This window comes from Chlorogloea sp. CCALA 695, from assembly GCF_003003885.1.
Lineage (GTDB): Bacteria > Cyanobacteriota > Cyanobacteriia > Cyanobacteriales > Chroococcidiopsidaceae > Aliterella.
This window is the reverse complement of record NZ_PVWN01000008.1, coordinates 101,052-124,906: the sequence shown is the minus strand read 5'-3', so window position 1 is coordinate 124,906 and position 23,855 is coordinate 101,052. Positions and strand designations below refer to the sequence as shown.

At 42.5% G+C, this 23,855-nt stretch carries 25 protein-coding genes; 12 read left to right on the top strand and 13 right to left on the bottom strand.

The window, feature by feature from the left end:
- Window positions 1-6: 6 nt before the first annotated feature.
- On the bottom strand, window positions 7-681 hold the full coding sequence (locus C7B70_RS06770) for a LuxR C-terminal-related transcriptional regulator (RefSeq protein ID WP_106368293.1): 675 nt from the start codon (window positions 679-681) through the stop codon (window positions 7-9).
- 88 nt (window positions 682-769) lie between these two features.
- On the opposite strand from C7B70_RS06770, the gene C7B70_RS06765 reads away from it, so the two are divergent.
- From C7B70_RS06765 to C7B70_RS06755, 3 genes are all read left to right on the top strand, one after another.
- Complete coding sequence (locus C7B70_RS06765) at window positions 770-1,435, top strand: DJ-1/PfpI family protein (protein ID WP_106368292.1); 666 nt, start codon at window positions 770-772, stop codon at window positions 1,433-1,435.
- 8 nt (window positions 1,436-1,443) lie between these two features.
- Complete coding sequence (locus tag C7B70_RS26900; protein ID WP_199192097.1) at window positions 1,444-1,683, top strand: DUF6220 domain-containing protein; 240 nt, start codon at window positions 1,444-1,446, stop codon at window positions 1,681-1,683.
- Window positions 1,684-1,921: 238 nt separating this feature from the next.
- Entirely contained in the window at window positions 1,922-2,842 is a 921-nt protein-coding gene (locus C7B70_RS06755) for an alpha/beta fold hydrolase (RefSeq protein ID WP_106368291.1), read from the top strand.
- Window positions 2,843-2,945: 103 nt separating this feature from the next.
- On the opposite strand, the gene C7B70_RS06750 is transcribed toward C7B70_RS06755, so the two are convergent.
- Window positions 2,946-4,349 carry an LCP family protein gene (locus C7B70_RS06750; protein WP_106368290.1) on the bottom strand — a complete coding sequence of 468 codons (1,404 nt, stop codon included), beginning with the start codon at window positions 4,347-4,349 and terminating at the stop codon, window positions 2,946-2,948.
- Window positions 4,350-4,552: 203 nt separating this feature from the next.
- Window positions 4,553-4,960: a hypothetical protein gene (locus tag C7B70_RS06745; protein WP_106368289.1), complete on the bottom strand. Its 408-nt coding sequence runs from the start codon at window positions 4,958-4,960 to the stop codon at window positions 4,553-4,555.
- 107 nt (window positions 4,961-5,067) lie between these two features.
- Here C7B70_RS06745 and C7B70_RS06740 point away from each other — a divergent pair, with 107 nt between their 5' ends.
- Window positions 5,068-6,210 (top strand): AI-2E family transporter, encoded by a 1,143-nt coding sequence (locus C7B70_RS06740; RefSeq protein WP_106368317.1) that lies wholly within the window; start codon window positions 5,068-5,070, stop codon window positions 6,208-6,210.
- Window position 6,211: 1 nt separating this feature from the next.
- Here C7B70_RS06740 and C7B70_RS06735 read toward each other — a convergent pair whose 3' ends face one another.
- Both C7B70_RS06735 and C7B70_RS06730 read right to left on the bottom strand, forming a co-directional pair.
- Window positions 6,212-6,415: a proteinase inhibitor I4 serpin gene (locus C7B70_RS06735; RefSeq protein WP_106368288.1), complete on the bottom strand. Its 204-nt coding sequence runs from the start codon at window positions 6,413-6,415 to the stop codon at window positions 6,212-6,214.
- 114 nt (window positions 6,416-6,529) lie between these two features.
- On the bottom strand, window positions 6,530-8,107 hold the full coding sequence (locus C7B70_RS06730; protein ID WP_106368287.1) for a S8 family serine peptidase: 1,578 nt from the start codon (window positions 8,105-8,107) through the stop codon (window positions 6,530-6,532).
- A 109-nt stretch (window positions 8,108-8,216) separates the two neighbouring features.
- Here C7B70_RS06730 and rpe point away from each other — a divergent pair, with 109 nt between their 5' ends.
- Window positions 8,217-8,924 (top strand): ribulose-phosphate 3-epimerase, encoded by a 708-nt coding sequence (gene rpe, locus C7B70_RS06725; protein ID WP_106368286.1) that lies wholly within the window; start codon window positions 8,217-8,219, stop codon window positions 8,922-8,924.
- Window positions 8,925-9,132: 208 nt separating this feature from the next.
- On the opposite strand, the gene C7B70_RS06720 is transcribed toward rpe, so the two are convergent.
- The 3 genes from C7B70_RS06720 to C7B70_RS06710 all read right to left on the bottom strand — a co-directional run bounded on the left by C7B70_RS06720 (window position 9,133) and on the right by C7B70_RS06710 (window position 10,465).
- Window positions 9,133-9,660 carry a hypothetical protein gene (locus tag C7B70_RS06720; protein ID WP_106368285.1) on the bottom strand — a complete coding sequence of 176 codons (528 nt, stop codon included), beginning with the start codon at window positions 9,658-9,660 and terminating at the stop codon, window positions 9,133-9,135.
- 67 nt (window positions 9,661-9,727) lie between these two features.
- The gene (locus C7B70_RS06715) at window positions 9,728-10,153 is read right to left on the bottom strand and encodes a hypothetical protein (protein ID WP_106368284.1); all 426 of its coding nucleotides are present in this window, start codon (window positions 10,151-10,153) and stop codon (window positions 9,728-9,730) included.
- 129 nt (window positions 10,154-10,282) lie between these two features.
- Window positions 10,283-10,465 (bottom strand): CsbD family protein, encoded by a 183-nt coding sequence (locus C7B70_RS06710; RefSeq protein WP_106368283.1) that lies wholly within the window; start codon window positions 10,463-10,465, stop codon window positions 10,283-10,285.
- Between the two features lie 212 nt (window positions 10,466-10,677).
- On the opposite strand from C7B70_RS06710, the gene uvrB reads away from it, so the two are divergent.
- Window positions 10,678-12,687 carry an excinuclease ABC subunit UvrB gene (gene uvrB / locus C7B70_RS06705; RefSeq protein ID WP_106368282.1) on the top strand — a complete coding sequence of 670 codons (2,010 nt, stop codon included), beginning with the start codon at window positions 10,678-10,680 and terminating at the stop codon, window positions 12,685-12,687.
- A gap of 42 nt (window positions 12,688-12,729) precedes the next feature.
- Here the strand turns inward: uvrB and ppc are convergent, their stop codons facing one another.
- Together ppc and C7B70_RS06695 are read right to left on the bottom strand one after the other, a co-directional pair.
- Window positions 12,730-15,738 (bottom strand): phosphoenolpyruvate carboxylase, encoded by a 3,009-nt coding sequence (gene ppc, locus C7B70_RS06700; RefSeq protein WP_106368281.1) that lies wholly within the window; start codon window positions 15,736-15,738, stop codon window positions 12,730-12,732.
- Window positions 15,739-15,852: 114 nt separating this feature from the next.
- On the bottom strand, window positions 15,853-16,077 hold the full coding sequence (locus C7B70_RS06695) for a hypothetical protein (RefSeq protein ID WP_106368280.1): 225 nt from the start codon (window positions 16,075-16,077) through the stop codon (window positions 15,853-15,855).
- Window positions 16,078-16,300: 223 nt separating this feature from the next.
- On the opposite strand from C7B70_RS06695, the gene C7B70_RS06690 reads away from it, so the two are divergent.
- The 4 genes from C7B70_RS06690 to C7B70_RS06675 all read left to right on the top strand — a co-directional run bounded on the left by C7B70_RS06690 (window position 16,301) and on the right by C7B70_RS06675 (window position 19,121).
- Complete coding sequence (locus C7B70_RS06690; protein ID WP_199192107.1) at window positions 16,301-16,666, top strand: STAS domain-containing protein; 366 nt, start codon at window positions 16,301-16,303, stop codon at window positions 16,664-16,666.
- 304 nt (window positions 16,667-16,970) lie between these two features.
- Complete coding sequence (locus C7B70_RS06685; RefSeq protein WP_106368316.1) at window positions 16,971-17,357, top strand: Mini-ribonuclease 3; 387 nt, start codon at window positions 16,971-16,973, stop codon at window positions 17,355-17,357.
- 487 nt (window positions 17,358-17,844) lie between these two features.
- On the top strand, window positions 17,845-18,777 hold the full coding sequence (gene rlmB, locus C7B70_RS06680; protein WP_106368315.1) for a 23S rRNA (guanosine(2251)-2'-O)-methyltransferase RlmB: 933 nt from the start codon (window positions 17,845-17,847) through the stop codon (window positions 18,775-18,777).
- Window positions 18,778-18,824: 47 nt separating this feature from the next.
- Window positions 18,825-19,121: a DUF1816 domain-containing protein gene (locus tag C7B70_RS06675; RefSeq protein ID WP_106368278.1), complete on the top strand. Its 297-nt coding sequence runs from the start codon at window positions 18,825-18,827 to the stop codon at window positions 19,119-19,121.
- Between the two features lie 26 nt (window positions 19,122-19,147).
- Here C7B70_RS06675 and C7B70_RS06670 read toward each other — a convergent pair whose 3' ends face one another.
- Together C7B70_RS06670 and C7B70_RS06665 are read right to left on the bottom strand one after the other, a co-directional pair.
- Complete coding sequence (locus C7B70_RS06670; protein ID WP_233220841.1) at window positions 19,148-19,981, bottom strand: alpha/beta fold hydrolase; 834 nt, start codon at window positions 19,979-19,981, stop codon at window positions 19,148-19,150.
- Between the two features lie 2 nt (window positions 19,982-19,983).
- Window positions 19,984-20,562, bottom strand: coding sequence for a Uma2 family endonuclease (locus tag C7B70_RS06665; protein WP_106368276.1), 579 nt, complete (start codon window positions 20,560-20,562; stop codon window positions 19,984-19,986).
- Between the two features lie 102 nt (window positions 20,563-20,664).
- Here C7B70_RS06665 and gatA point away from each other — a divergent pair, with 102 nt between their 5' ends.
- Window positions 20,665-22,116, top strand: coding sequence for an Asp-tRNA(Asn)/Glu-tRNA(Gln) amidotransferase subunit GatA (gatA, locus tag C7B70_RS06660; protein ID WP_106368275.1), 1,452 nt, complete (start codon window positions 20,665-20,667; stop codon window positions 22,114-22,116).
- Between the two features lie 104 nt (window positions 22,117-22,220).
- On the opposite strand, the gene C7B70_RS06655 is transcribed toward gatA, so the two are convergent.
- Window positions 22,221-23,024, bottom strand: coding sequence for a fasciclin domain-containing protein (locus C7B70_RS06655; RefSeq protein WP_106368274.1), 804 nt, complete (start codon window positions 23,022-23,024; stop codon window positions 22,221-22,223).
- 414 nt (window positions 23,025-23,438) lie between these two features.
- Here C7B70_RS06655 and C7B70_RS06650 point away from each other — a divergent pair, with 414 nt between their 5' ends.
- Window positions 23,439-23,717 carry a GlsB/YeaQ/YmgE family stress response membrane protein gene (locus C7B70_RS06650; protein WP_106368273.1) on the top strand — a complete coding sequence of 93 codons (279 nt, stop codon included), beginning with the start codon at window positions 23,439-23,441 and terminating at the stop codon, window positions 23,715-23,717.
- Window positions 23,718-23,855 lie beyond the last annotated feature (138 nt).

Sequence of the window (23,855 nt, the reverse complement as noted above, 5' to 3'; positions counted from 1 at the left end):
AATAGATTAGACCTCTATACTATTAGGCGATCGCATTGTTGCAACTACAAATTGGGCAGTCATCTCGGCGCGGGATGAAACTTCAAGCTTGCGAAACATCCTTTTGAGTGCTTGCTTGACAGAGTTTTCAGTAATCCAAAGCTCTACCCCAATTTCAGAGTTTGTGCGTCCTTGAGCAACCAATTGAGCAATTTGCACTTCACGAGGGGTCAAGACTTCGCTTTCTAGTTTTTGCACGGGTTGCGATCGCATTGTTGCCGTCCAAGTAGATAGATGTAAGCACAACGCACTCAAATCGGCTAGATTTTGGTCATCAAAAGCAGGCATAACTTGTTCGCGGGTAAAGCCTACAGTTCCCACCAATTGACCGCTACTAACAATTGGGCCAGCCATAACGTGCCAATGATCGGCGCGGGGACAAATTAGCCGCCAGGTTTTGGGGGATGTTAATAAACCATCATGTACGGGAGCATGACGCTCTACGAGGTAACGCGCTACAGGATTGTATTCAACCGATAGCGCCAATCGCATTACTTTCGGGATATTAATGCGGTCGAAGAAGAATACACCACAGCGTTTTGCTTTGAAATAGTCGCCTCCTGTTTCTACAACGTGCGATCGCAATTGTTGTTCGTCTTTGCAAAGTGCGATCGTCTGAAATAATGGTTGCAGAATGGTCATAAGTGTACCCGATCGAGGACTGGGCTAAACAGGGCTACTAATCCTATTCTAGTTTTATTCCCAGCCAGCGCCATTAGGAGCATTATTAATGACTGACTCACAAAAACACATAATTATTGGTTTAGTAATTTATCCCGGCATGACGGCTCTTGATATTGTCGGCCCCCAACAGGTTTTTAGTGCGCTTCCCGGTGTTCAGATTCATCGGCTTTGGAAAACCCTAGACCCGATCCAAACTGATGATGGGATGATAATTTTGCCCGATACTACTTTTGAAAATTGCCCCACTTTAGATGTTATCTGTATTGGTGGCGGCTTAGAACAAATGGCAGTAGTAAACGATTCCCAAGTGCTTGAATTTCTCCACAAGCAAGGTAGCACTGCAAAATTTGTTACCTCTGTATGCGGCGGCTCTGAGTTTCTGGCAAAAGCAGGACTGCTCCAGGGCTACCGAGCGGCTACTCACTGGATGATGCGCGAACAACTAACTAAATTGGGAGTTGAAGTGGGAACAGAACGAGTTGTAATTGACCGCAATCGCATTACTGGCGGGGGTGTAACCGCCGGAATTGATTTCGGTTTAACAATTGCGGCAATACTTTGCGGTGAGGAAGTCGCTAAAATGACTCAACTAATGTTGGAGTATAATCCCGCCCCTCCCTTCGACGTGGGTTCACCGGAAAAAGCGGGGGCTGATTTAGTGGGTAAGGTGAGAGCCTATGTTATGGGAACAGTGGGTTTAGAAGTAAAATAAACTTTGACATGACTACAAATTTGGGAATAGTTCGCACTCCTGCCCCTTGGGTACAAATTGGTTTTTATGCAACTGCAATCGTTTTTAACCTCTGCTTGATTGCTCAGTTATTAACGGTTGGCGTTGCCTACTTCAACAATCCTGCGTGGTGGAGCGTTCATGTTTGGCTAGTGCAAGGGTATAGCGGGCTGTCATTAATATTACTGGGATGGGCGTTTATCGCCCCTTTTTCAAATAAAGTGCGATAGCGCAAGCGCGCACGCAGGGCTTCGCTCACTGTCAGTTTACCTGTGCTGCTTGGACTACAATTTGCCAGCATTCATCTCAAAACTCCTTTTCACTTAGAGGTACTGCACCCTCTGATTGGATTTTCGTTACTCTATGTTTCTTCAAACCTTGTACATCGCGTGTCTCGCAGTTTGTCACCTAATACTCTTCTGATTGAGCCAGAATAAAAAGAGCGATCGCACCCTTAAAAATTCATAAATGACAACTTCTGTTCTTTCAAATACCACAACTAAAACCTGGACTTGGCAAGGTTTCCCCATTTGTTACCAAGCTCAAGGAGATACTGGCCCGGCGGTGGTGCTAATTCATGGCTTTGGCGCTTCTTGGTGGCATTGGCGGCACAATATACCTGTACTAGCTCAATTTGCTCGCGTGTATGCGATCGATTTAATTGGTTTTGGCGCATCTGCAAAGCCAATTCCGGGGGAACTCAAACCGGGGGAACAAGTAACCTACTCCTTTGAAACTTGGGGACGACAAATTGCAGATTTTTGTACTGAAGTTGTTGGCGAACCAGTTTTTTTAGTTGGCAACTCCATCGGTTGTATTGCCGCCATGCAAGCCGCTATATACACCCCAGATACAACTTTAGGAGTTGCCTTACTCAATTGTTCGTTACGACTATTGCACGATCGCAAACGTCAATCTTTACCTTGGTATCGCCGTTTTGGAGCGCCTTTAGTTCAAAAACTTTTATCAATTAAACCTATTAGTCAGTTTTTTTTCAATCAAATTGCCAAAACTTCGACAGTACACAAGATTTTATTACAAGCTTACGCTCAAAAGGAAGCTGTAACCGACGAATTGGTAGATATTATGATGGCTCCAGCCAGCGATCCTGGCGCATTAGCCGTATTTGTTGCCTTCACTGCTTACGGACATGGCCCCTTGCCCGAAGACCTGTTAGCGGTGCTGCCATGCCCAGCTATTATGCTGTGGGGAACTGCTGACCCTTGGGAACCCATAGAATTAGGGCGAGAATTAGCCAAGTTTCCCCAAGTTCAAAAGTTTATCCCCATTGAAGGCGTAGGGCATTGTCCCCAAGACGAAGCACCAGAATTAGTTAATCCGATTTTGGAAGCGTGGATTGAAGATAATTTGGCGTTGCTGAAAGTATGATGACTTTTCCTTTCTGCAATCCTGTTTCCTCCTCATTCCTACCCCATTGGGAATTGTTCATTAAAGTTATTCCCAATTACCAATTACCAATTCAGCAACGAACCTATTGCTCAATTTGTTCAAGCCTTTTTAGCCAATCTTGTCCTAATTGAATTGTGATGTCAGATTGGAGATTACCTGTACTTTCGACGCGCACCTCGCCAACATTTAGCGCTTGACGAATGGTTTGAGCGCTATTGCCATCGCCTTGCTGGGCGACAATATGAGTTACATCTAAGGGTTCGCTCCAGCGTTTAGCAACATACACGTTGCGATAGCCAGCTTCAGAGAGAGAATTTATTAGCGATTGGACGGCGGTATCATTCCCGGTACTATCTTGAATTGCTACCCTTAATCTTGCTGGCTCGACTACCGCTTGCATACCCTCGGTTGGCACATTAAAATACTGCGTCATCATCGTAGCAATGCGATCTTTATCTGGTAGCCAGTAACTAGCGCTGTATTCTCCAGGTTCGCTAAAACGTCCCGGTACTAGCAGCATCTGAGCATCGGCGCGTTTTGTCTGTACGCCAAAACCAACTAATGCCATTAATTCTTGGATAGTCAAATTAGTATCAATGTGCGACTTTATCACCTCTAATATCTTGGGAACTCGCGTTACGATAGTAGGATTTAGCGCCTGTTCCATTAAAGATCGCATCAATATTTGCTGGCGTTGAATGCGCCCAATATCGCCATTTTCATCATAACGAAAGCGCAGAAATTGTAAGGCTTGGTCGCCATTAAGATGCTGTTTTCCGGCTTTAAGATTGATGTATAAGTGCTGGCTATCGTCTTGATACTTCATATCTTTGGGAACGTAAACCGTTACGCCACCTAAAGCATCAACTAGCTTTTCTATCCCTTGGACGTTAATTCTAATGTAGCGATCAATGGGTGCGCCGTTTAAAAGATCGCTAGTAGCAGTCGCGCTAAGAGCGGGGCCTCCACGATAGTTAGCCGAATTTATCTTATTAAATTTGTATCCTTCAACTTCCACGCGGGTGTCTCTAGGAATTGAGAGTGCGGCTAATTTTTTGGTGGTAGGGTCAAAGCGCAACAATAACATTGTGTCAGACAACCCCTCAAAGGAGTTAATCGTGGCATGGTAGCCTAATTTATCGCTTCCGATGGGGGGGTTGCTAACGTCTGAAGTGAGAACTTTTACACCCAAAACTAAGATATTTACTGGGCGAGTTAGTTCCGAAAGCTTGAGACTTCCGCGAGAGATGCGATCGCCTTTACCAAATATAGCTTCTTGTTCGGGGCTAAGTTCTGCTTGCATCAAAGGCGTACTCGACAATGACACTGCAAGCAGCGCTCCGGCGGTGGCAGAAACCATGGCGACACCTGTTAAACCTGCCCAAAACCACAACCAACGCCCAGTCTGAGAACGAGAGGATTTTTTAATAACTTTTGCTGTATTTATTGAAGGCGATTTTCGCTCTGAATGTTTTTGAACTGCCACAGACTTCCTCACACTTAAATTAAACCAAAAAATAATTGCCCTTAACCGATTGCAGCATTTAGCCAGTAATTATTAGCTAAACGGATCAAATATGCAATCTATTGCAGTGAACTCTACTATTTGACAGATGGGTTCAAGAAAAGTGTACTCGGATTGTATTTGACTGGCAAACGGCATTTTCACGGAAAGTGCCACAGCAGCAATTAATTTTTTGTTTTTTCCTCAACCAAATACTTATCTACTTGTCTTGCCAAAAGGCTAAACCCTGGCACGCGCAAAGGTTTACGCTGATATAGGCGAATCATTAACATCATACTGACTAAAAAATAGCCAGAAGTTAGGAAAGTATTTAAGATCAAAAGCCGCAACGATAAATATTCTGAAGCTTCTGCTCCCGTCCCTAGTAATAAATAACCAATTAACCAACTACTTGCTAAGGTTACAGACAAACGACTAACTTTTAATTGTTCCGTTTTAAAAGAAGAATTTGCAGATTTGTCACGCTGGTAGAGCGTCCATAAAGATGGAAAAAAGCCCAGTACAGGGATTAAATAGAAAAATAGCTGTAAATGATTGAGGTCGTAATTCTCTGTAGGGTCAACATTTTTCATATTTCCGGCAACAATCCTGAAGTGGGGGGATGAGTTTAGTAGATGAATTTAGAGATAATGATAACTGCTTAAGCAAATTCAATCGTGTTTTATCCGGCAGTAGGCAAATGCAGAAACGCATAATACTTGGATGGTGGCAAGGAATGAGTCTGGGAGGGCGGTTGACAGCGATCGCTCTTGTTGCTCCTCTCATCGTACTCAATGCTTGGGCAGTTGCTTCGATTTTCAATTATTTCAACTCGCTAATTGTAATTTTGGTAGCCGCTTCGCTATTAGCATTTTTGCTTAATTATCCGGTGATGTGGATGGAAAGCAAAGGAGCCAAGCGCGAACAAGTTTCTATTTTGGTGTTTTTGGCAGCTTTATCGATTCTGCTGGCTTTGGGTGTAACTTTAGTTCCTTTGGTGCTTACTCAAGCTCAACAGTTGGTAATTCGCTTGCCAGAATGGATTGATTCGGGACGTTATCAGTTACTACTATTAAATCAATGGGCGGATACTCAGGGGTTTCCTCTCAACCTTGATGCGCTGCTAGTACAAATCAACGATCGCCTCAAAGGACAACTGCAACAAATCGCCTCTCAAGTATTAAATCTAGCGGTACTCACTGTTACTAGCTTGCTAGACTTTGTCCTGACAATGGTTTTAGCTTTTTATCTTTTACAGCATGGCGATAGTTTGTGGCAAAGTTTAATCGAATGGCTCCCCGTTAAAATTCGCCAACCGTTTTCGCAAACTTTAAGGCTGAGTTTTCAAAATTTCTTTATTGGACAGCTTATTTTTGGTACTTGTATGGCTTTTGCCTTAATTCCTACCTTTTTATGGCTAAAAGTTCCTTTTGGGCTGCTCTTTGGCTTAAGTATCGGGATTATGGCGCTGATTCCTTTTGGGGGAACAGTAGGAATTATTGCTACTACTTTATTAGTCGCATTACAAGATTTTTGGTTGGGATCAAGGGTATTGATGGCGGCGGTAATTGTGCAACAAATTCTCGAAAACTTAGTTGCGCCCCGAATTTTGGGTAGTGTTACGGGCTTAAATCCGGTGTGGATATTGATATCGGTTTTGACAGGGGCGCGGGTAGGGGGATTGTTGGGGGTAATTGTGGCTGTACCTACGGCTGTCGTAATTAAGACTGCGTTGAGTTACGTGCGCGGACGTACTAATGTGGCGGAAAGCTTGGGGACAAGTCAATTAGAATCAGAAAATAGCGATGTATCTAAAACTACCGTTGAAGTTGTACCGCAGTAAGTTAAAGGCGATTGCGCCATTGCTGTTCTAAGGAAGATGAAGGGGTAGTAAATAAAACTGTAGAGGTATTAAGCTTTGAGTATCCAGCCATCGAAAAGCCTAGCATCACCACACTAGCGGCGGATAGGGCGTACCGTCTGCCTAAGCGAATCCCATAGCGTCGAAGCTGAAAACTTGACTTAGGACTAGACTCTTGCTGATTCATAAGTACCTTGGGGCTTTAGTAAATCTTGATTAGGTTTACGAGCGTTAAGGATTTACTATGACATTATTAATCGGGCGATCGCGTGTTAGTTACTATTTTGGTAACAGGAATTAGTTATTTTGTCCACCAAGCCAGAGCATAAGGCTGAGTTGCTTGATTGACTTTTTGGTCAAATTGGACGCGGATTTTGTATTTACCTGTGCGGGGAACAGGACAAAAAATATGTTCTACACTATCAACTTCACTAATAGACGTACAAAGACTACTAGATGGGTTGTTGGATTCGGTGCTAACTAGATAAAGGTCTAAGTTATTTAATCCGCGATCGCTAAAAGTCTCCCCGACATCATACTGCTGGTTTTTATTAGCATCGTTTAACTCTACCAGTCGATTCCAAGCTAGAGTCACCGACACAAAACCCCCTTGTACTAAAGGTTTAGCTAATAGGTATTCCTGCATTGAATTAGCACTAACTAAACCATAATCCCAGCCAATCGCCGGAACTACTGCCGTAGGTTTCCATTCTCCCGGACTAAATTGCCCGTAGGCGCGAAAAGCATTTAATTGACCAGTTCCCATTTGCGCGTGGAGGGGAATTTTGGGGTCAGTGTAAGCATCCGAAGCCGTCCAGTCTTGATTTTGCTTATCGATAATTGTTTTAGTCATACCTAAGCGCAAAGATGCAACGGTATCAAGCAGTTTATCAGCAGAATTTAGCATCACAGCTTTCATTACTTCTTGACGACGAGCGTTCAAACTCCAATTATTTTTTTTGGAGCGCAACTGTCTGTCGCCGTATTCTTGTAATAAAGCTACTGTTGCAGTGACGTGGGGAGTAGCGAAACTCGTACCACTTACTTTCGTAACTTTACCGTTGGGATTGAGTAAAGAAATATTGCTTCCTGGTGCGACTAAACCAATACCACGGCGGATGCCTAGGTTTACTTCTTTTCCATTCAATCTCCCTTCTAAGCCAACTTTGATATCGCTCAAATTAGAAACATCTACTTTGTTAAAAATCCCGTTTCTACGGCTGCTAAAAGCGACATTAATACCGTTGTAATTGTCTGTAGGGATAGGGATACCCCCTTTCCCTTGGTTGCCTGCGATCGCATACAAAACATTGTGAAAGCGGCTAGACCAGTCTATACACTGAGTTAATAAAGCTTTGCCATCCAAACGAGCGTTAACGCGCGGATCTCGTTCTAAAGTTTCCCCAAAGCTAAAATTTATCGCTCTAACATCGCCGCTATTTTGCATTGCTACGTGCTGCGCGGACAAACATTCTTCCGGTTGTCCACCAGTTTTTAAAGAGCCAACCGCCCCCGAATATAGCCTAGCTCCTGGTGCTACACCGCGAATAGCTTTATCTGAGCTAATCATCACGCTAGCAACGTTTTGGGCGTGGGGATCTAAGTTACTATTTGCTTTGGCGGGGCGATCGCGTAAAAATACTCCAGCAAGGGCGATCGCTCGTCCCGACACTGCTTTATCTAAACCGTATTGTCCGGGACGACCAATTTCTACTTGACCAATACTAATTTTGCGCCCAATTAAGTCGTAAGGTAATTGGTGCAAACGCAACGCATCGATTCCTGCTTCGCCAATAGATGTATTTTGTAAAGCTAAAGCTGGACTACCTAACCCAAGCGCACTTAATCCCCCAATCGTCCACGTCAATTGTTTTATCATCTGCTGTCAAAAAAAGCCTTTGCACCCAGGCACTTTATTTTAGATTATGAATAGCAATGTCGCCCGATGTTAAAATAGTTAACAATCGAGGACTTAGGAGAACTAATCTATGACTAATACGCCATCATCCAAGCAGATTGTAATTGCTCCATCTATCCTATCTGCTGATTTTAGCCGTTTGGGAGACGAAATTAGGGCTATTGATGCCGCCGGAGCCGATTGGATTCACGTTGATGTCATGGATGGTCGATTTGTCCCCAATATTACCATCGGCCCATTAATTGTTGAGGCTATTCGTCCGGTGACTACAAAGCCTTTAGATGTCCACTTAATGATTGTCGAACCAGAGAAGTATGTAGAAGATTTTGCCAAAGCTGGAGCCGATCATATTTACGTTCACGCCGAACACAATGCGTCTCCGCACTTACATAGGACTTTGGGACAAATCAAAGAACTCGGTAAAAAAGCAGGAGTTGTACTCAATCCCGGTTCACCGCTAGAGTTGATTGATTACGTTTTGGAATTATGCGATTTAGTGCTAATTATGAGCGTTAACCCTGGGTTTGGCGGTCAAAGCTTTATCCCTGGCGTACTTCCCAAAATTCGCAAACTCCGTGCTATGTGTGACGAGCGCGGCTTAGATCCTTGGATTGAAGTAGATGGCGGTCTAAAGATTAATAATACTTGGCAAGTTATCGAAGCGGGTGCAAATGCGATCGTTGCAGGTTCGGCGGTATTTAATGCGCCCGATTATGCTGAAGCTATTAAAGGTATTCGCAATAGCAAACGTCCTTCCCCAGAACTTGCAGCAGTTTAAAGACTACTTGCACTTTTCCTTCAAATCTCCCCAAAAAAGGAAGAATATAAACTATTCTCCCCCTTTACCATCAGTTGATAGCATCCCCAATTTAAAAATATTCTCCCCCCTTTTTCAAGGGGGGTTGGGGGGGATCTCTAAATCCCTAGCAATAAGTCCGCCAAGATCGCATATCTTGGCGGACTTATTTATCTTTTATCTTATTCAATTACTGATGACGGCGATCGCCTAACCATTTCGCAGCCGCAATTCCAACTACCGCAGCTACTAAGGGATTACTCAAAAACTTAATTACCCCAGGCTTCTCGGCTAATACTTCTTGGAAGATATCAGGGTGATTGTGATAAGCAAAAGATGCCAACTTAGTTACGTCATCCACGTTCATCTTGCTGGCGTGGTGAGTAGTAAGACCTAACTGTTGCTCCAATTCGCGGTCTTTCAAGCCTCTTTTCTCCAAATGCTTGAAAAAGGCTTTGGCTACATCATCGCGCTCGTTGGGCTTAATTTGAGCGATCGCTTTTTGCAATTCTGGCTCTAGTTGTCCGGGAGGAATGCGATCATGATGTAAAGATTGCCCAAATAATTGACGGCGTTCTTCATGAGACGAACGATTTGCAAAATCATCAAAGTTTTCATACTGCAATTCCGAACCCGTATCCGCATCGCCTAAACTTTCTGTAGTTCCTTGTGCCAAATCGTTCATAATTTGACGTTTATACTGATCGCTACTACTCATTTAATTTATTCTCCTTTTGTTTATTAATAACTGCTGATTGTTGTCAAACTTACAATCAATTGACAACTTATTTGTATTCAACCTGGTTAGATTGAACGTCATACTTTGCAGTTAAAATCAATTTTTTATCTGGGGCGTACATCAAAACTGTTAAGTCTTGATTGGGGAAGTTTTTGTGAAATCCTTGAGCTAAAGATTTGGCTAAAGGTTTTACTTCTGTGGGGCTAACTTGAGGAGTAACTATAACTCCCAGTTTATTGTTGTCGCGCACGTAAGCATCTTTAACTAATCCTTTGCTTTTGCTGACAACCCAGTTACCAAAGTCTTGTCCGCCTGCGCTATTTCCTCTTTCTATTTGCCCGTAATTGTTACTACTACTTGCGGCGGGTAAGGTTGGCGACTTTGCTTGAACAGCGCCATTACAAGCTACTGTTGTTGTTAGTACCAATACCAAGACTAACGCTGTTAAAATTCTGCGTAGTTGCTTAATCATGCTGAATTTACTTTGTTTTTATTTTTACAGATTGTGCGGAACATTAGTCTAATGTTCCGCTTTTTTATTTGTCTCTTAGTTTAATAAGCCTTGACTTTTGTTACAATCTACTTAAGGCTCATTAATCTATTAATCAAGCTTTTCTTTTACTTTGTCTTTTACATCTTCTACAGTATTGCGCGCTGTACTTTCGGCTTGCTTTGCTTTGCCTTCTGCTTGATCTTCAGGATCGCCTGTAACATTACCTAAAGCTTCTTGGGCTTTGCCTTCTATATTTTTACCAGCAGCTTTGATTTTGTCATCTAAACCCATGATCTTGTCCTTCCTTAAGTAATAAAATAGCTTCAAACTTATCTGAATTTTGAAGCAGAGTTGTTATCTTGTTTACAACTTAACTATTTATTCAAGCCTTAGACTTCTGCCAGAAGACATATTAGTTATCTATGCTAAAAGATGTAAAAACTTGGAACTAGCAGCAGTTATTAAGTTGAGATTTTTGTTAATAAAAGTAAAGTCAAAAATTAATGATAGTAAACAATAGCTCCTTTCAACTCCAAGCACCTTTTTCGCCCACGGGGGATCAACCAAAAGCGATCGCCCAACTAACCACAAGTATTCAAGCCGGAAAACGCTATCAAACTTTACTAGGCGCAACAGGTACGGGGAAAACCTTTACTGTTGCTTCAGTAATTGAAAAAATCGGCAAACCTACCTTAGTTTTGGCTCACAACAAAACCTTAGCCGCTCAACTTTGTAACGAGTTTCGAGAGTTTTTTCCTGAAAACGCCGTAGAGTATTTTGTCAGTTATTACGACTACTACCAGCCAGAAGCCTATATTCCTGTTACCGATACTTATATAGAAAAAACTGCCTCAATTAACGATGAAATTGATATGTTGCGCCACTCGGCTACAAGATCGCTTTTTGAACGCCGAGATGCGATCGTTGTCGCTTCAATTAGCTGTATTTACGGTTTGGGTACGCCGAGAGAATATTTAAAAGCGGCTATTCCCTTACAAATAGGCAAGGAAGTTAATCAAAGGGAACTATTACGCGACTTAGTTACCGTACAGTATCGCCGCAACGACTTAGAAATGAGCCGAGGACGCTTTAGAGTAAGGGGAGATGTCTTAGAAATAGTACCCGCCTATGACGATCGCATTGTTAGAGTAGAATTTTTTGGCGACGTAGTAGAGGCGATTCGTTACGTCGATCCGGTGACGGGAGAAATCATTAAAAGTATCGAAGCTATAAATATCTATCCAGCAAGACACTTTGTTACCCCTGAAGAACGGCTAGAAGGCGCTTGCGAAGCCATAGATCGAGAATTGAGACAAAGGCGACTTGATTTAGAAACTGAAGGCAAATTATTAGAAGCCCAACGCATAGATCAACGCACCCGCTACGACTTAGAAATGCTGCGGGAAGTAGGTTATTGTAACGGCGTAGAGAACTACTCCAGACATTTAGCCGGACGCAGCCCTGGAGAGCCGCCAGAGTGCTTAGTTGACTACTTTCCTGATGATTGGTTGTTAGTGGTAGATGAGTCTCATGTAACCATCCCGCAAACGCGGGCAATGTACAATGGCGATCGCGCCCGTAAAAATGTATTAATCGAGCATGGTTTCCGTTTACCCAGCGCCGCCGACAATCGCCCCCTCAAAGCCGATGAATTTTGGCAAAAGGTCAATCAATGTATCTTTGTCTCCGCAACTCCTGGAGAGTGGGAGTTGGAATTGTCAGAAGATCGCATTGCCCAACAAATAATTCGCCCCACCGGGGTAATCGATCCAGAAATTTTTGTGCGTCCCACCGAGGGGCAAGTAGACGATTTACTTGGAGAAATCAAAGATCGCATTGACCGCAAAGAACGAGTGCTAGTAACCACTTTAACTAAGCGCATGGCGGAAGATTTGACCGAATACTTGCAAGATCGGGGTGTTAGGGTGCGGTATTTGCATTCAGAAATCAACTCAATTCAAAGAATCGAAATCTTGCAGGAATTGCGAGAAGCAGTTTTTGATGTTTTAGTCGGTGTAAACCTGTTGCGGGAAGGCTTAGACTTGCCTGAAGTGTCTCTCGTAGCGATTTTAGATGCTGACAAAGAAGGCTTTTTACGCTCGGCGCGATCGCTTATTCAAACAATTGGGAGGGCGGCGCGTCACGTAAACGGACAAGCAATTATGTACGCCGACAATCTCACCGACAGCATGGCAAAAGCCATTGAAGAAACTGATCGGCGAAGAGAAATCCAGCTTGCTTACAACGAAAAGCATCAGATTACGCCCAAGTCGATTATCAAAAGATCCGCCAACTCAATATTGTCATTTTTAGAAGTATCAAGGCGACTAAATGCTCAGGAATTAGCCATCGTTGACGAACAAGTAGACGATTTACCTTTAGATAAATTACCTGACTTAATCGTGCAATTAGAAGCACAGATGAAAGACTCTGCCAAAAACTTAGAGTTTGAAGAAGCGGCAAAATTCCGCGATCGCATTAAGCGCCTGCGAGACAAGTTATTAGGGCATTAAACCCATTCGTAGAGACGTTCCACCAGAACGTCTCTACAATTTTTAACCAGTATTTCGCATTCCCGCCGCAATGCCATTAATAGTTAGCAACGCACCTCTGAGCAATTCTCCCTTGCTGTACCGAGAATGAATCACCCCTGAAGTTGTACTACCCGATTGACGTAAACGCTTGAGCAACGATACTTGCAAAAAGCCCAAAGGTACAATCGTCCCATTTCGCAATTGTACAGACCTTTGCAACACTGGATCGCCATCCAGCAGCCGCTTATGCCCTGTAATCGTCAAAATTAAATCCCGCGTCAGGTAATACTCGTTAGCAATTTGTTCAAATACCCTTTCTAAACGCGCTTTATCTTCTGGGTGTGACAACTCATCTACATAGTGCTGTCCCATTTGAATATCTACTTTAGCTAGAGTCATTTCTACTTTTGAAATCACCATTTTAAAAAATGGCCACTTCATATAGAAACACCGCAGCAATTTAATGTGATCTTCAGGGGAATCTTGCACAAACTCTTGCAAAGCCGTACCCACACCGTACCAAGAAGGCAACAAAAAGCGGGTTTGTGTCCAGCTAAATACCCAAGGAATCGCCCTCAAACCACTTATATCTTTATTTCCCCCCTGACGACGAGCGGGACGAGAACTAATTTGCAGTTGGCTAATTTCGCCAATAGGGGTTACTTGATGGAAAAAATCGATAAAGTCTGGCTGCTCGTAAATTAAATTGCGATAATGAGAACGCGATCGCGCTGAAAGCTCCTCCATAATCTCATTCCAAGGCTGAATATTATCAAACCCCGTCCGCAGTAAGCTTGCTTGAATTACGGCTGTTGCGATCGTTTCCAAATTATAGAGCGCTAATTGCGGCAGGGAGTATTTAGAAGCTAATACTTCTCCTTGTTCGGTAATTTTGATTCGCCCATTAATACTATTGCCTGGTTGCGCCAAAATTGCCTCGTAAGCTGGCCCTCCACCCCGTCCTACAGAGCCACCGCGCCCGTGAAAAATTCGCAAGTGTACCCCATACTCCTCAGCGATTTTTTGGAGTTCTTTTTGAGCTTTATGGATTTCCCAATTGCTACTTAAAAACCCTGAATCTTTGTTGCTGTCGGAGTAGCCTAACATTACTTCTTGTAAGTCAAAACTATGTCCCTTTGAGGCATAACCACCAGCTAATAAAGCGCGATAAGATGGCATCTCAAACAGTTTTTTCATTACCGAAGGGGCGCGTTGTAAGTCTTCTACCGTTTCAAATAACGGCACTACTTGCAGCGTCCCAGTAGCCGTACCGGGGTCAAATAGTCCAGCTTCTTTAGCTAATAACAACACTTCCAGTAGGTCGCTTAATTCCCGGCTCATACTGATAATGTAAGTCTGACAAAGATTAACGCCAAACTCTTGTTGCAAGCTTCGCACTACACGAAAGGTTTGAATCAACTCATTTGTAGCTGGAGAAAAAGGCAATTCTGTTGGTATTAAAGGGCGGCGAGTTTGAAGTTCGCTAGTTAGCCAAGTCACGCGCTCGGCTTCTGACAAGTCGTGGTAAGGTCGGGGTAGTATTTGCAGATATTCTAAAATTTCATTAAGCGCGTCAGCGTGGCGGGACGATTCTTGACGAATATCCAAATGAGCTAAGGTAAAACCATAAATTTCTACTTGACTAATCAAGTTATCTAATTCTCGGCAATTAATGCCCGTTTCCTTAAGATTGCTTTGAATTAGCCGTAAATCTGCTAAAAAATCAGTATCAGCATGATAAATTCCTTTGGCATCAATACTGATTACTTTTTGCCTTAAGTCTGTATTAGATAAACTAGCATTGCGATCGCGCGTATTTTCTAATTTTTTCAGCACATAGCACAACTTCAATCTATAAGGTTCTTGACGATAACGCAAAGCTTGCGCCTCATAAACCTCGTTCATCTGTGATTGTTCTTGCTCTAACGATTCCAATAGGTCAGGCAAAACATCGCTCAAATGCAAAGATAAACTTAACAAATCTGTAAGGCGTTTAACAGATTTGATATATTTTTCTAGTACCATCTGCCTTTGATAACAGGCTGTTTGCCAAGTAACTTCGGGCGTTACTGACGGGTTGCCATCACGATCTGAACCTACCCACGAACCAAATTTGCAAAAATTCTTGCTAGGGGGATTTAAACGCGGAAAGCTTTGAGCAATAGAGTGTTTCAGACTTTGATATAGCTTCGGAATTTCATCAAATAAAACTTCTTGGAAGTAATGCAAAGCATATTCTACTTCATCTAAAACTGCTGGCTTAAACTGATGCAGTTCGTCGGTACGCCACCACAGTCGGATTTCTTCAGTCAACTGCTCTTTTAATTCCGCCGCTTCCCAAGAACTTGCTTCATCAACAATTGCTTTACCTTCTTCTAATTGGTCGAGTTGCTGAAACAATTTCGCCATCCGGCGCTGCTTATCGCGAATTGTATGGCGCACAATCTCTGTAGGGTGCGCCGTAAATACGAGTTGAATATCTAGTTGGTCAATGAGGCTTTGAATGTGCTGGGGTGGCACATTCATCTCGCGCAAGTAAGGAAACAACGTCTGAAATGTACGCGGATCTTGAGGTTCGTTATGAATAGCTTGCCAATTTTTTTCTAATAAATTTGCGCCCACTCCCCCATTGACAAACTGCGGTTCTTCTGATATAGAATCAAGTAAAATCTGTTGAGACTTTTGGGGAAAACGGCTAAGAAGTTGTTGGCGCTGTTCGTAATGCTGCTCGACAATATTAATTAGCTGGAAATATAAAGCAAAAGCACGAGCGGCGCGGATTGCTTCATTAAAATCTAGTTGGGCAATTAACTTAGTGACAGACGACGCTTCGTCGTTGTTTGCTTGTCCTTCAGGGGAACACAAATCGCGCAGTTTTCCTAAAAGATCGACCAATTCTTGACCGCATTCAAGCCGAATTACCGACTCCCACAAGTCTTCTACTATTTGGAGGCGATCGCGCAAAAATAGATCGATGGGCGAGATAGTAACACCTAATACTTCATCAGACGAGTGGAGGAGCGAACTCATAAGTATCTATTCGGGTAAAGCCGGGAATAATCTAACAATTTTAGGGTTTAATTCCAATTAAAGTAGTTTCACAAACAACAAAATTTTGTTACCACTTGTGAAACGAGGCTATTACTAGGCATTTTTTTCAGGGAAAGGCAGAATAGGCAATAACTCGCCTCTAAACATTTCTACGCTGGCGAGAGAAGCTGCGCTTAAAATGGGTTCTAAGGCTTTTCCTACTACCAGCGCCACTAATACAGGTGCAGTGCTTAGTTGTAGTAAGGTACTACAAGAAATCGTCAGTAAACCCAAGTCTAAGCCATCCTTGGGTGATGGTTGGTGATAAGAGTTAGACATTGTTAATTTTAGTTAATAATTTTAGCGTTTTATTGATACTTAAGAGTGGTAATAATTTTAGTTCACTCTTAAAGTTAGTTTAGCGTTCCCCATACACAAGCAACAGACAAATGCCAATGTCTATTAACAAATTTAAGTTAAGTCTTTCAACGGTAGACAACTCCTCAGAAAAAAACTTATACTTAATCCTCAACTTGATGAATGACACCGCGAGGAGAGTATTATCGCTGAACCATTAAACCTAACTGTTAGCCTAAGAGGTACTCGTGAAGTCAAGGATAACTACCAGCTATTCCGCCTCACAGGGTTGTTAGATGCTTTTTCTGAACCAACATTTCGCAAGGTTATCGGCAAATATATAGAAGAAGGGCCCATACATATTATTTTGGATCTTTCTCAAATTGATTTTGTTGATAGTTCTGGCTTAGGCGCTTTAGTGCAACTTGCAAAACTTGCTCAAAGTGCAGGGACATTGCAAATTGTCACTAATGCCCGTGTTACGCAGACCGTTAAGCTGGTACGCTTAGAACAATTTTTATCTTTGCGCCCAAGTGTAGCTGTAGCTTTAGAAAATACTAAGCAGGCGTAAAACTTCTCACGTCAAAAACCAATTACCCGCTATCCAATTTTTTAATCTGGATAGCTTAATTTTTGTGTCGTTATTGTGAAGATAACTGTAGTTAGTCACCAAAACTTGGCGATCGCGCCATCATAGTCAAGGACAGCTACAACAGGTAACATACTAATAAATAACAGCACCTTTAGTAGAGTTATTGCCAATCCAAGAGTTATAGAGGAATACATAATTTGTGATTGAGGAGAAAAAGTGCTTAGTTCAAGAGCCTGAAGAATTAGCAATCCAATCTTTACAAAGGCTGGTGAATTTAACACCAATGAACCTTGCACAAATCCAACAAGTTTCTCCAGCAGCTTTAGCTTATATAGGTGATGCGGTATATGAGCTTTATATTAGAACAAACTACTTATTGCCGCCAAAAACTGCTTACGCCTACCACCAATTGGTAGTAGCTCAAGTACGGGCTGAAAGTCAAGCATTACAACTAGAATGTTTGCGGGATTGTTTAACCCCGACAGAACTTGAAATTGTCCGCCGGGGGCGCAATGCGGCTAACCGCCCACCAAAACGAGTAGATGCCGAAATTTACGGACGGGCTACCAGCCTAGAAACTTTAATTGGTTATCTTTATCTGACAAATTTCCCACGATTGAGTCAATTGCTGCAGAAACTAAACCTGCGCGAAGCGCCAGTAAACAAGTAAAAGCTATAAAGCTTATAACCAAAACACTTTTATGCTTTTGAGGGCTAAAATAAAAGCCATTGAGCAAATATGAAAAGATTATAAATATACATCGAAAGATTCCTTAAATCAATCTTTAGATACTAAAATAACTTTTTAATTTCTATAAACTACTATTGATTCGGCTTGCCAGAATCTAAATTAACAAGAACAAATGGCTGATAAACCTCAGAAGAAGATAATTTCTGGTAACCCATATCAGGGTAAACCGAGGATTGGGAATGACGGTGGCTCTAAACCTGTCTTAAAAAATCCCACAAATAAAGGCTATGGAATAGATCGTCAAAAACAATCTCCCAAAAGCTTTAAAATCAGTTTGCCTAACGTAGGACAACCAAAGAGCGATCGCTACAATAACGAAGACCGTTATACTCCTTCAAGTTCAAACGAAGATCGTTATAGTTCAAGTCCAAAGAGCGATCGCTACAATAACGAAGACCGTTACAAATTGCCTAACGTAGGGCAACCGAAAAGTAATCGCTACAATAATGAAGATCGTTACAAGCCTTCAAGTTCAAACGAAGATCGTTATAGTTCAAGTCCAAAGAGCGATCGCTACAATAACGAAGACCGTTATAAACCTGATCCCATTCCAGCAAAGGAAGAAGATAGTGACTTACTTTATGGTCGTCACACCGTATTAACCGCTTTAGAAAACCAGCGCTCTCTCCATCGGCTTTGGATTACATCGCGCCTGCGTTACGATCCCCGATTTCTCTCTTTAATTGATCTAGCAAAGGACAATGGCACAGTTGTTGACGAAGTTGAACCCAAACGATTAGATCAAATTACTAATCGCGCCAATCATCAAGGTATAGCGGCTCAAATTGCCCCCTACAGTTACAGTGAACTTAGCGAATTAATCGAAACAGCCAAAGCTCAATCCGAGCAGCCAGTAATTATAGTGGCAGATAGCATTAACGATCCCCATAATTTAGGGGCAATTATTCGCACCGCCGAGGCTATCGGCGCTCAAGGCTTAGTAATTCCGCAAAGAAGGGCGGTAGGGATAACTTCTACAGTCATGAAAGTAGCAGCCGGAGCCTTAGAAACCTTTGCCGTGGCAAGAGTTGTAAACCTTAGTCGGGCATTGGAAGAATTAAAAACTGCGGGTTTTTGGATTTATGGTACAGCAGCAACCGGAAGTCAGCCAGTACATACCGTACAATTTAGCGGTGCGATCGTTCTAGTTGTTGGCTCTGAAGGTGAAGGCTTAAGTTTATTGACTCAGCACTGTTGCGATGTATTAGTGTCAATTCCCCTAGTGGGAGATACGCCTAGTTTGAATGCCTCTGTAGCTACAGGCATGGCTCTTTATGAAATCTATCGCCAACGATGGGGAACTAGATTGCATTTAGACAAAGCGAAAAAAGAAATATAACAGTAGAGATTGAGAGAACACATTGTAAATAGTATTAGGACAAGAAAATGAAAAATGTTTGGCACGATCTCAAAGAAATTTTAACTAACTTCTTCCACAACTTCGGTTGGGCATGGTGGGTAGAAATTGTCACGCAAACCCCTAATTGTACTTACTACTTTGGGCCCTTTTTGAGTACAAAAGAAGCCAGTAATGCCCTTAATGGCTATGTAGAAGACCTAGAACAAGAAGGCGCTATAAACATACAAGTACAAGTCAAACGCTGTAAACCTCAAGCTTTAACAATCGCTGAGGACTTGGCAGAAAAAAGAGAAACATACAATAAGCCAGCTTTTAGTAATTAGATCCTAAATAGAGCGGCATCCTGCCCCTACTTTGTTACTTCAGGATGAGCAGCAAGCCAAGTATCAATATCGCTATTCACTTGCTGGGGTATTTCCCAAGGAAATAAATGGGCAGTGTTGGGGTAGCATTGCCACTGACAATTTTTAAGATACTGGGCAGTTTCTAGGCTTGAGGAAGGGGTAATATGTCGGTCTTCTGACCCCGCCAGCATCAAGCAGGGGACTCTAATTTGCTCTAAAGCCTCTAAACGGTTATAACCAGCGTTGAGGGCGGCATTTAAAGCAGCTTGAGCCGCCGGAGAAGTTTGCAAAAAAGCTGACATGGCATCGGAGGCAAGATAACGGTAGGTAGCCCCTGTATGTTGTTGGACAAGGTAGCGATAAAGAGACTTTTTCCCAAAAGTATCAATATTCCACTGCCAGCTAGGTTGTAGTTGATTAATGATTGAAGCTACCCCAGTGAATAAGTTGTCTTGCCAGCTAATCGGTGGATGATTGCCTCTAGGACGAGCCGCCGTAGCAATTAGAATTAAACCTGTAACTCGTTTGGGCAACTTTAAGGCTAATTCCATTGCCAAAATGCCACCTAAAGACCAGCCGAGAATTAGACATTTTTCAATTTGTAAACGGTCTAGCAGCGCCTCTAGGTCAATTAAATGGTCTTGCATGACAAAACTGCCCTGAAACCGACTTTTGCCATAACCACGCAAGTCGGGCGAAACCGTTTTAAAGTGTTGAGACAAAGGTTGAGTAAACACCGACATACTGCTACCTTTGCCGGGATGCCCGTGCAAGCAAAGAATTGGAAAACCTTGCCCTTGAATGTAAGTATTAAGCCAGTGAGGTTTGGATGATTGCAAAATTAAGCCCAAATTTCTTGTAAATCTAGCTCAAAACCTGGCAATATATCTTCCCCAGATAGAGAGTTAGGCGCGTTTTGAACTTCTACCGTTTGATTTGGGCGATAGATTTGTGCGCTCTTGCTTTCGGGATGAATTAACCACCCTAAGCGAGTGCCATTATCTAAATATTCTTGCATTTTGGTTTGCACATCAATTAGGCGATCGCTCGGTGAACATAATTCCACGACAAAATCTGGACAAATAGGCGCAAATTTACGCTTTTGAGCCGCATTTAAAGTATCCCAGCGCTCTTGTTTTATCCACGAGGCATCAGGAGAACGAATTGCACCATTAGGGAGCGTAAAACCCGCCGAAGAATCAAAACCTACCCCTAGACGATTTTGTTGATTCCACAGCCACAACTGCCCATTTAATCCCGAATTTTGCCTTCCTGTCTCGCTTCCGGCTGGTGACATGACAACTAATTCTCCGGTAGAAGTACGTTCAAATCTTAAATCTCGGTTGGATTGACAAATCTGCTCAAATCGTTCGTCGGTAAGCTCTATAGCGGAGTGGAGATTTAAAGTTAGGGCAGTCATAGCATTTATAGGATTGACTTACTACTAAACCTAGCAAGTTTTGAAGGCGCTGTAAGATGCGATCGCCTATACTAAATTGACTTATATTAGGAACGCGCTTTTATGGCATCTATCCGCGAGTTGCACCAGCAGCTAGTTAGCAAAGAACGTTCGGCTGTAGAAATTACTCAAGAAACTTTAAACCGCATTGCCACCTTAGAACCCAAACTACATAGCTTTTTGTGTGTCACGGCCCAGCACGCATTGTCTCAAGCACAAGCCATTGATGCCAAAATTGCCGCCAACGAAGACATTGGCTTACTAGCTGGAATTCCCATCGGCATTAAAGACAATATGTGTACTAAAGGTATTCCCACAACTTGCGCCTCAAAGATGTTGGAACACTTTATACCGCCTTACGAATCAACAGTAACGCAACTCCTCGCTCAAGCAGGAGCGGTAATGGTTGGTAAAACTAACCTTGATGAGTTTGCGATGGGAAGTTCGACGGAGAACTCGGCTTATCAAGTTACCGCCAATCCTTGGGATCTAACGCGAGTTCCTGGGGGTTCCTCTGGGGGTTCTGCCGCCGCCGTAGCCGCCGATGAATGTACTGTATCTATAGGCTCGGATACGGGGGGTTCTATCCGCTTGCCAGCCTCTTTTTGTGGAGTTGTGGGCATGAAACCAACCTACGGCTTAGTTTCGCGGTTTGGGTTAGTGGCTTTTGGTTCATCTTTAGATCAAATTGGGCCTTTTGGTCGCAGTGTAGAAGATACAGCAATATTATTAAAGGCGATCGCATCTTACGATCCCAAAGACTCCACAAGCCTAAATGTTAAGATTCCCGATTATACCAAATCGCTAAAACCTGACCTCAAAAACCTCAAAATCGGTATCATTACTGAAACTTTCGGCGAAGGGTTAGATCCCGTAGTTGCCCAAGCAGTGAGTAAAGCGATTGAACAACTCAAACAATTAGGCGCAGAAATAAAAGAGATTTCTTGTCCTCGTTTTCGCTACGGCTTACCCAGCTATTACATTATTGCCCCTTCAGAAGTCTCGGCAAATTTAGCCCGGTACGATGGAGTTAAGTACGGTTTGCGTGCTACCGACCCCGAAAACCTCTTATCAATGTACACTCGCACTCGTGCGGAAGGTTTTGGTACAGAAGTCAAACGGCGGATTATGCTCGGAACTTATACTTTATCGGCGGGGTATTACGACGCTTACTATCTCAAAGCTCAAAAAGTTCGCACTTTAATTAAGCAAGATTTTGAAAAAGCCTTTGAACAAGTAGATGTATTAGTATCGCCCACAGCGCCAACTACAGCCTTTAAAGCTGGCGAAAAGAATGCCGATCCTATTAGTATGTATTTGACCGATTTAATGACTATTCCCGTAAATTTGGCGGGTTTGCCAGGTTTAAGCTTACCGTGTGGCTTTGATGACAATGGTTTACCCATTGGTTTACAGCTAATAAGTAACGTCTTACGCGAAGACCAGTTATTTCAAGTTGCTTACGCTTATGAACAATCTACACAATGGAAAGATCGTACACCGTCGTTGAGTTGAAACTTGTCAAAAGTCTAAACACTTGTATAAAAAATCCCGCCTTGCTTAAGGCGGGTTAAAAAGTGATAAGTTTGATCGCTATCTAGCAAGCTAAAAGGAGCTTTTTAGATGTCTGGGGGCAAAATCACTTTGTCAATTGCATGAATTACGCCATTACTAGCTTGAATATCTGGCTGAACTACTTTAGCATCGTTGTTCAGTGATACACCTGTAGCCGGATCAACTTTAACGTTGATGGAACCACCCTCTACAGATTTTACTGCTCCAGATTTTAAATCTGTAGATGTTACCTTTCCGGGAACTACATGGTAGGTCAAAATTTTGACTAACAATGCTTTGTTTTCTGGTTTCAATAATTCTTGCAGAGCTTCTTGAGGCAATGCTGCAAAAGCTTGATCGTTTGGTGCAAAAATTGTAAATGGACCTGTACCTTCTAAAGTTGCCGTTAAATCTGCGGCTTTTAAAGCGGCGGTAAGAGTTTTAAAAGAACCATTGGCGGCGGCTAAAGCTACTAAGTTCTCACTTCCTGTTGACGCGCCAGGAGTAGTCTCAGTCGGTGATGAAGTCGATGGTACTGGAGTAGTAGCATCGGGGGTTGGAGCCGGGCTAGTTTCTGGAGTTGTTGCCGGAGTAGTAGCGTCGGGCATTGGAGCCGGGCTAGTTTCTGGAGTTGGAGCCGGAGTAGTAGCATCGGGCATTGGAGCCGGGCTAGTTTCTGGTGGAGTTGCGGCTCCACCAGAGCGATTGTAAGGAGGCTCGTTAAAAATACTTGGTTTAGGGTTAAGCACTCCTCCCCCGGACTGCTGCGCCTGTAAAGGGAAGCCAATTAAAACACTGGCGCTGGCAATTCCCAAAAAGTAAGTCACTTTTTTAAGCAAGTTACTACCATGCTTTTTGTTCTTAATCATTGTTGTTGTCCTTTTTTTATTTCCGGCACTTGATAAGTTTTACAACATTTACTTACAACTTGACAAAGATTTGGTCAAAAACATAACGCACATCTAGCTTAAGACTGATAATTTATCAATTTAATTGCTAGAAATATTATCTGAAAGGTTTTCCCATCAAATTGCTGTTTGTTAATAGTTAATAAGTTATTGATTGATTTAGTTTAAAGAAGCTGAATAGTTTTAAAAGTTCCCTCGACAAATTATTTTCTATAACCCAAATAAAATAGTGTCGTTAAAACTTTAAAACCAATGGACAAAGATGATATTTCTATGCCTTTAGATTCTTACTTACGATAGAGTGAAATTGATAAGTGCAAGTGATAACTTATACATAAGGGAACAGAAATACTAAAAACAAAAAGAGAAAAAAATATGTTTGGAATTTTAGCATGGGTAGTGTTGGGTTTAATTGCAGGCGCGATCGCTAAAGCCATTTACCCAGGTCATCAAGGCGGCGGTCTTCTTGCCACAATGATTTTAGGAATTTTGGGTGCGGTAGTTGGTGGTTGGCTAGGTGGAATGTTCTTTGGTGGCAATGTAGGGACAGCAGCATCGGTAGGAGCTTTGACAATTCCAGGCGTTATCTTTGCAGTAATTGGCGCGATTGTCTTATTGTTTATCTGGGGTTTAGTAACTCGCCGGACTGCATAACAAAATCATGCGGAAATTGAATAAGAATTAATACTCTCTTAGCTTGCAAGCTGGGAGAGTATTTTTTATTGATAATAGTAATATTAGATACAAGTAAGTTCAAACAAAACCTATCAACTTATAGTTAAATAAATAGAG